Consider the following 6116-nt stretch of genomic DNA (forward strand, 5'->3'; position numbering starts at 1 on the left):
TGAACTCAGGCAAAGACAAGCCCTTTTGCATTTGGATGCCATTGACGGACATGATTCACCTCCGTAAAGCAGAACGTTCGTTCACTTTACGCCGCACGAATTGCTAAATCAAGGGTTCCGGAGCAAGAGACATAATCAGGACTAATTTTGTAAAATCAGTACAAAAATATAATTTAGAAAACCGCTTGCAGATTACGCCTTTTGAATTTTTACCTGCTACTTCTTCTGGTTTTTATTTATCTAAAAAACTAATATTGGATGACGATAGAATTTTATTGAAAAAAACATTACAAGTTATGGTTAAAGAAGGAGCTATTCATCGCTTATTTAAAGAACATATGCCGAAATGGGAAGGAATTGAAAGTGTGTTTTTAGCGCCCGCAGATTAAGCAGTTTATAGCTGATTAAGGTTGGCCAGTGCCGTTATAGCGTGCTTAAGCATGCGCAGAGTTAGGCTACTTTAGTAGCTAATATTTCTAATTGAGTTTTTTTACTTAAACTACTTAAAGCTTTTTGGTAGGACCAATCAATTAATGTTTTAAGCATATTTATATCTTGTAAACCCATTTCAGTAATGCTAATCCAATGAAAACGCTGCATATAGCGTGCAGGTTTTATATTCGGCTGATCGGTAAGCTCTAAAAAACGTTCTGGGTTAACGCGAATACTAAAGCGCCATTGCTCTGGAGCACTGGTTTTAAAATAGGCGAACTGCTTATCATGTACATAGAAAATTAAAACATTATTGGGATGCAGTAATTCTTTTTCGCAGGCCCCCACAAAAGATCTGCAATAATTTTTTACCTCTTCTATGCTCTGGCTGTGCATGGATGGTTTGTACCCTGTAGTCTATTAAATATTTAATGATTTGGCATGAATTTATTGCAAGCAGCGCCCCTAAGACTCATATCCCTTGATGTCGATCATCTCAGGTGAACGACAAAAAATGAGCAAGAGGCATAGTACATTTTTTTTATAGGTTTCACATCCAGCTTGCGCAACGCGCTATTTAAGCCTTACTTTCAATGCCCATCTGTAGCTCAGTGATATTCTCATTACTTTCATCATCTACCCAATGTTTATAAACCTCTCTGCATTGAATCGTTGGGATTAATCCTAAGTTAAAAATAGATTCAACAAAGCCGCCCCAAGCCTTGGGCATTCCGCTCATGCCACCTTGGTAATTGGTATCGCTGCAGTTAAAGGGCTCACTTTCATAGTATTCAAATTGGCTGGATGGCTCGCCTATTTTATTAACGGGGACGGCAATGATTAAATCAAATTTTGTTTTAGGATTGCCATCTACACCAAAATAAATAAACTCTAATGGGCCGGTTATTTCTAACCCTAAGGTGGCGGTTTCTTCACATAGGGAAGAAATTACTTGGGCAAACTCTTTTAATTCTGGCAGGCTTAGATGTTTTTTAATGGATAAACACTGCTGTGCAGGGACTAGTTTTTGCTCAATCATGCTTTATTCTCCATTTAAGTATTTAATCTTAAATAATTACACCTTATACCCTATAAATTTAAGTGATAATCGCTCAAATATCAATGCTTTATTTGTTGCTTTTTTATTAATTTATACGGCCAAGAATGCCGCTCATTGTGGATGTGGCTTGCCGTATTTTTTTATTTACATCACGGGCTTAATCTTGTTCACGCCATAAAGTTGTTTTGCACTTAGCGCATATTTTTTTTCTACGATAATCAGTAAATCGCAGCAGCCCAATATCTAGCTGTGTGCTATCACCGCACTTATAGCAGGCCATATTATTGGCTGGGTGTTTAGCAAGGTAGCCTTCACGCGTTGGTATAGTTTCCCAATCTTTTTGCGCCGCAGGCATATAGCTAAAATAATAAAAAAGTGCCGCAAACATCGCAAGCGGGATCAAAATATAAATGGCTAGCATAATCTTTATTCCTAGTTGTTGATGAGGTTGTTTAATTTTAAGGGGCTGTTAAATAGGTACTGCGGATTTTCTTGGCTTAATTCTGCCTGAGATACATAGCCCCACAGTACCCCAGCTGCAGTTAAATTGTTTTTATTGGCTGCAACGAGATCAACGCCTTGGTCTCCAATAATTACACTATTTGCGCTGACTAATCCTTGTGAATGGGGTTGTCTAATTTGTTGTCATTTTTGAATGCCAATATCACCGCCATTTACAAAAGAAAAATAGTGACGCAGATTAAATAGGCTAAGAATACATTCAGCAAAGTCAGCGAGTTTCGACGTGCATATAGCAAGAGGAATCCCCGTTGCTTAAATTTGCGCTAAAGCTTCAGTAATATGGGGATAAAGCCTATTTTATAAATTACAAAACAAAGCCAAGCATTCAAGAAATCCATCTACATAGAGTCGATTGAGCAATAGGCATCATCAGGTTGGTTTTTATGAATTTTAAAAAATAAAAATCAAGAAAAACCAAGGGAAAGTAATGACTTTTCCATCACCACACGTAGGTAATTGGTATGTGATCATTCAGGCTATGGCTTTTTATATCGCTCTATATTTTTGGCGAGAGAGTAATCCACGCAATAACAGACCTTGAATAATACTGACTGTATTGGATGTGGCCCAATAGATAGCAATCGCTGATGGCAGCGCTGCTATTGCGATTATGGTGACAATAACAGCTAAGCCAAGCATGATTAGGGTAGAAGGCTCGCTGGTGGCGCCGGGCATAATGGCCATGCTGATAAACATCAGCGCCCCCACCAATAGTGTGAGCAATACTTCTGGCTTAGCTAGGCTGCTAATCCACAGAAATTTTGAGCTAAATCCTGCTTTGCTGAGTGCTTGAAATAGCCCGTAGCTACTGACTCCACGGCAGCTAAGGTTAAAGATACTGAGCCGGTCAATTAAGCGAATACCATTAGTGCGGTAAAGCTGCCTAGTGGCCGCAATCAGCTGGGCGGGTTTGCCTTTGTATTGTAGTTTTAAGGCATCTGTTTCTGTTTTAATTCGGCTTATTTTTTGTTTGTTTATTTCTGTTCGATAAGCCGTGCTTAAAGCAATTGGCATTAAGGTTATACGGGTGATGAGGGTAAGGGCAATGATGGCCATTGCCTCTGAAATATCAAAATAGCTGCTGAAAAAAAGAATGCTATGGGTGAGTAAAGCGATCCAGCTATGCCAAATTTCTATGAATGCGGTGTCCATGATGAATTAATTTATATATGAATGGCTGTGTTTTTAATAAAAAAAGTCTAAAAAACACAGTGCATTTATTTATTTAACATAATACCTGGATTTTCTACTTTCGTATATAGAAAGGTTTTGTTGGGTTTTTTTGAAAAAATGTGAAATATTGAAAGGCTTTAGCCGTATAAAAAAGGGCGCGGCATGCCGTGCTCTAGGTGTAGCAATTTAGATTTTTGTCATGATTCAATTTATATTTTTTAAGGTGGGAATGGCGGGGGCAAGCCAATTCTGTCAACTTAAGGGCGATATGTTGATCGTTAAACTGGCTTTAACTTTGATCTATCTATTGTAAGTATTGAAACATCGTAGGGCGGGTGCAAACCCAATCCTATCAACTTAAGGGGAATGTTTTAATTGTTACACAGGCTTCAACTTGGATTGCATTATTGCAAGCATTTAAAACATCGTAGGGGGGAGTTTTTTGCCCACGCCGCGTATCCGCGTGGGCAAGATAAACCGCCTTGCCCACCCTACATGGTGTGCCTAAGTTGATAGGATTGGGGTATAACCCAGCGTTTTTTGCTTTTACGCTTGAAATTTGGTGGGTTGCACCCGTCCTATTAGATTGATGATGAGTTTGGGCAATAGACATAATCAGGTCATTTATTGCTTAGGCGCGGTAGGTTGCGCCGCTTTATTACTTAATAAAAAACTCAAACGGTACAAGTAATTCTGCTTCGTCTGGGCGTTCTGCTGGGATGCGGGGGAGGGGGGCGGCGCGCTCTAGGGCTTCTAGGGCGGCGCGGTCTAGGGCGGGGAAGCCGGAGCTACGTTCTATCTTGGCCGCTAAAACTTGCCCTTCGCGATTCATTTTTAGCCGTAAGTAAGCCACACCTTCATCGCCACGCATGCGGGATGTGGTGGGGTAGCGGCGAAAGCGTTCTAGCCGTGCGAGTATTTTGCCTTCCCAGCTATTACTGCCACCACTGGCTTGCTGGGTGGAGGCAGGCGCTGCGGCTGGGGCGGCTGCAACTGAGGTGGATTTATTCAGTGGGCCTGTTTCGGTACTTTGCTCGCTGGTTTTGGGCTGGCTGCTGATGCTGGCACTGAGGCTAGATTCAGCGCTCGTTGTTGGGGTGACTTTGGTTTCCACGGGCTGTGGAGCGGCTTTAGGCGTGGGTTTGGCGGTTTTGGGGGCTTGTTTAGCTGCGGCTTGGCTCACTTTAGGCGCTACTTTTTCTTCTAATGGCACGGCAGGGGCGGCGCTTTGTAGCATGGTGACTTCAAATTGCTTACTTTCACGTGCGGTAACGGTGTGTGGTGCAGTCCAGTTGGCGCAAAAATAGCCGAGTAGGCCTAAATGCAGTAGCAGGCTTAGGCTCAGGCAGTATTTCCATAGCCGCTTGGCGGGTTTATGCGCTGGCGTGGGTTGGGTGATGACTGGCTGTACTGTGCTGCTGCTTTCTTGGATGACAGAAGGGCGGCGGATCAGGTAGATGGCCACCATGAATTCTGTGATTGCCACTCCCACCACTACCCACCACGGGGCGGGGGTGAGAGAGAGGATTACCAGCCCAAACAGCATGCCAAGACAGGCGGCGCGTTTGGCCTTTAAGGGCACCACGCGATGCTGCCGCCATGACTGAAGCGATGGGCCAAAGCGTGGATGTTGCAGCAGCCATTGTTCAAACTTAGGCGATGATTTGCTAAAGCAAGCCAGCGCCATCAGCAAAAAAACGGTGGTAGGCATAACCGGTAAAAATGCACCAATGATGCCTAGCAAAACCATCATGCAACCAAGCACGGTATAGGCCCAGCGTAATGGCGCATGCAGTCCACGTTGATGCATTAGTACACCTGATCTAAATGATTATTCATGCGGGTGAAGGCGGCTTTGGCACCGGCTACAAGGCGGGCTTCCTCTTCATCACTAAAGGCCATGCCATCGACAACCGAGGTAAATTCGCGCCAATTTCTAGCGCGGCCTTCTGGGGCGCCTGCCAAATGGCGTGCACCGAATTCTTCTGTAAAGCCCAATGTGCCAGCCATCTTTAATAAAATAGCTGCGCCGAGTTTAGATCCTTCAGTCACATACATCCAGCCTAAAGCGGTGGGAATATCTTGCTTGTGTTCAACTGGGGCTAAGACATCGTGCGCGGGCAGCTCGCGGCCTAAATCAGCAATATCGGCAGCGATACGATCATAGCGGCGGCGCTCGGCCAGATCAGGGAAAAGTGCGGCTAAGTCTGGGTTGTCATACAGCGGATCGCAATCACGCAAGAAGCCATACTGCGCAATTAAAAAGCGTGCGTAGTTGTCTGCGCTGGCAAAAGGCTTATTGGCCATGATGCGCTTATCCAGCTGATCGTGGGTATCAGTCGTTAAGGCTTTAAGTGCTTGGGTACGGCTCAGTTCGGCAACAGCATTCATAGTGGTTTATTTACTCTAGTTATAAAGGTTGATCGATATTTGAAAATTGATGCTGGGCGGGGCTGTTTTTATGCCCTGTACGCATCAAGTGAGTTATTTGTCATGAAGCCAGTCTTATATTTTTAGGCACTGTGACATTCGTAGGGCGGGTGAAACCCTCCCTGCGAAATGCATAAGTCTTAACTCGCTTATGGTAAAAGCTCGTCCATTAGCAAGCGAAGCGTTTTAAAATTTCATTCCCAAAGACATCCGCACCGTGCGCCCAGGGCCTGGCATCAGGCTGAGTGAGAGCGGGTCGAGATAGTAGCGATCGGTGGCGTTGTCGATGCTCATATCCACACGGGTATCGGCGTTGATTTTGTAGCTGGCAAACAGATCAACCAAGCTGTAAGGCAGTGTTTTGATTTGTACTGCTGAGCCACTGTAGCTCTGCCAAGATGCACCTTCTTCGGCGGTGTTTAATGGGCCACTTACATAACTAGCGCGTAAGCCCATGGTGAGTTTTTGATCCAGTAAGCGTGCACCAAAAGTGGCATTG

At 44.0% G+C, this 6116-nt stretch carries 9 protein-coding genes; 1 reads left to right on the forward strand and 8 read right to left on the reverse strand.

Going from position 1 to position 6116, the window contains the following annotated elements:
* Positions 1-185: 185 nt before the first annotated feature.
* Positions 186-389, forward strand: coding sequence for a hypothetical protein (locus tag Q0R17_RS11085; protein WP_293935128.1), 204 nt, complete (start codon positions 186-188; stop codon positions 387-389).
* Positions 390-450: 61 nt separating this feature from the next.
* Here the strand turns inward: Q0R17_RS11085 and Q0R17_RS11090 are convergent, their stop codons facing one another.
* The 8 genes from Q0R17_RS11090 to Q0R17_RS11120 form a co-directional block, all read right to left on the reverse strand.
* Entirely contained in the window at positions 451-828 is a 378-nt protein-coding gene (locus Q0R17_RS11090) for an MmcQ/YjbR family DNA-binding protein (RefSeq protein WP_293935130.1), read from the reverse strand.
* Positions 829-1009: 181 nt separating this feature from the next.
* The gene (locus Q0R17_RS11095; RefSeq protein ID WP_293935132.1) at positions 1010-1471 is read right to left on the reverse strand and encodes a GyrI-like domain-containing protein; all 462 of its coding nucleotides are present in this window, start codon (positions 1469-1471) and stop codon (positions 1010-1012) included.
* Between the two features lie 178 nt (positions 1472-1649).
* On the reverse strand, positions 1650-1913 hold the full coding sequence (locus Q0R17_RS11100) for a hypothetical protein (RefSeq protein WP_293935134.1): 264 nt from the start codon (positions 1911-1913) through the stop codon (positions 1650-1652).
* Positions 1914-1924: 11 nt separating this feature from the next.
* Positions 1925-2131, reverse strand: a complete 207-nt coding sequence (locus Q0R17_RS20070) for an HAD hydrolase-like protein (RefSeq protein WP_374759869.1) — start codon at positions 2129-2131, stop codon at positions 1925-1927.
* A 369-nt stretch (positions 2132-2500) separates the two neighbouring features.
* The gene (locus Q0R17_RS11105) at positions 2501-3166 is read right to left on the reverse strand and encodes a YidC/Oxa1 family membrane protein insertase (RefSeq protein ID WP_293935136.1); all 666 of its coding nucleotides are present in this window, start codon (positions 3164-3166) and stop codon (positions 2501-2503) included.
* Between the two features lie 679 nt (positions 3167-3845).
* Positions 3846-4997 (reverse strand): TonB family protein, encoded by a 1152-nt coding sequence (locus Q0R17_RS11110; protein ID WP_293935137.1) that lies wholly within the window; start codon positions 4995-4997, stop codon positions 3846-3848.
* Entirely contained in the window at positions 4997-5578 is a 582-nt protein-coding gene (locus tag Q0R17_RS11115) for a biliverdin-producing heme oxygenase (RefSeq protein WP_293935138.1), read from the reverse strand. Before Q0R17_RS11115 ends, Q0R17_RS11110 begins: the two co-directional genes overlap by 1 nt.
* A gap of 225 nt (positions 5579-5803) precedes the next feature.
* Positions 5804-6116 (reverse strand): TonB-dependent receptor (locus Q0R17_RS11120; protein ID WP_293935141.1); only part of this gene is annotated, 313 nt, incomplete at its 5' end.

Source organism: Iodobacter sp. (genome assembly GCF_025352645.1).
Classification (GTDB): domain Bacteria; phylum Pseudomonadota; class Gammaproteobacteria; order Burkholderiales; family Chitinibacteraceae; genus Iodobacter.

Bases quoted from the DNA above. Each gene is read 5' to 3' on its own strand.
- Q0R17_RS11115 (WP_293935138.1), bottom strand. From the start codon at position 5,578: ATGAATGCTGTTGCCGAACTGAGCCGTACCCAAGCACTTAAAGCCTTA.
- Q0R17_RS11105 (WP_293935136.1), bottom strand. From the start codon at position 3,166: ATGGACACCGCATTCATAGAAATTTGGCATAGCTGGATCGCTTTACTC.
- Q0R17_RS11110 (WP_293935137.1), bottom strand. From the start codon at position 4,997: ATGCATCAACGTGGACTGCATGCGCCATTACGCTGGGCCTATACCGTG.
- Q0R17_RS11095 (WP_293935132.1), bottom strand. From the start codon at position 1,471: ATGATTGAGCAAAAACTAGTCCCTGCACAGCAGTGTTTATCCATTAAA.
- Q0R17_RS11090 (WP_293935130.1), bottom strand. From the start codon at position 828: ATGCACAGCCAGAGCATAGAAGAGGTAAAAAATTATTGCAGATCTTTT.
- Q0R17_RS11100 (WP_293935134.1), bottom strand. From the start codon at position 1,913: ATGCTAGCCATTTATATTTTGATCCCGCTTGCGATGTTTGCGGCACTT.